The organism is Nocardioides dubius, assembly GCF_039528155.1.
Lineage (GTDB): Bacteria > Actinomycetota > Actinomycetes > Propionibacteriales > Nocardioidaceae > Nocardioides > Nocardioides dubius.
In genome coordinates, this window is sequence record NZ_BAAALG010000023.1 from 1 (window position 1) to 1156 (window position 1156).

The 1156-nt window shown below is 65.2% G+C and carries 1 protein-coding gene and 1 pseudogene; one reads left to right on the forward strand and one right to left on the reverse strand.

Features of this window, described 5'->3' with window-relative positions:
* Window positions 1-405: pseudogene (locus ABD151_RS21755) on the reverse strand (hypothetical protein); the annotation flags it as partial.
* 458 nt (window positions 406-863) lie between these two features.
* Here ABD151_RS21755 and ABD151_RS21760 point away from each other — a divergent pair.
* Window positions 864-1156: hypothetical protein (locus ABD151_RS21760; protein WP_343996975.1), on the forward strand; the 293-nt coding region annotated here is incomplete at its 3' end.

Genomic DNA, 1156 nt, shown 5'->3' on the forward strand with positions numbered 1-1156 from the left:
GCGGGCCTTCCAGCCCGGCACCTCCAACAACTCCACCTGTGCCCACAGCAAGGGGAGTCGGTGGTGGAGATCCAGCGCGTCTGCCAGCAGCGACAACGCGGCGTACCGGGAGATGCCAGAGGCGGCGGCGAACTCCTCGGCAGCGAACGCCGCGACAGCCGGAGTCCCCTCACCGCCCAAGAAGTCGTCCAGATCCAAGGAGGCGAACGCAGCATCGTCACACCACGAAGCAGCCGAACCACCAGGAACGACCGGATTGACCACGCACCACTGGTGCGCCAACCGCAACTGCCGCCGCACACCCTTCAACACCCGCACGCGATCCTCCGAGATCACCGCAAGCAAGCACCCCGCGTCGAGGTCACTGACCTCATACGGAGTGTGCGTAGCGTCGATCTCGATCATGAGCACAGTCCATCAGGACCCTCCGACACTTAGCCTCGGAGTGGGTCCGCGGGTGGGCCGAACGTCCGACTGGGACATGTGGTGATCCCTGTATTGTGAGTGGTCGATCGCGGGCTTGGCGTCTGGTCGAGCGGTGTCCTTGTTCGGGAACTGGGCGCCAGCCGATGGGCGTGGACTCCTGCTTGGTGAATGTCTGGCCTGTGGCCGCGGTGTTGATCCGTCTGGGAGCGATCGGCGCCGGCATCGGCACCGTGCTGCTGGTGTGGCTCGCCTTGAATGGCGATGCGTGGCTAAACGAGCGCCCCCAGCCCGCCGCCAACCTCATCGAAGCTGGGATCCTCTCGGGCGCCCGATGCCTACGGGCATGGATCGGGTCTGCTGCACGGATAGGTGACACTGTCACCTGATCGTGCATCAGTCCCGGCCGCACCTTCACAGCGGGCAAAGTAGTCGTCGGAATGGAGTACGTCGGTGAGCCAGGTGCGATCAACGACACGATCTACGAAACGCGGCCGGCTGCGACCGCGATCGGGTGGCGCATCATCTGCGACTGCACGGAGGGCGGAGACAGAACCCGCCGCACAAAGTGGGTTAGCGACCTCCTGCCGCGCGTGCCATCGCAAGAACTCGAAGACCTCGCCGCCGGCCGTTTCCACGTCGCTGACGCCCCCGACGTCGACTACCTGGACGAGATCAAGCCCTACGACCAGGCGGTGCGGGCGATCTGGGAACGCGACCAACTCGACGGGAT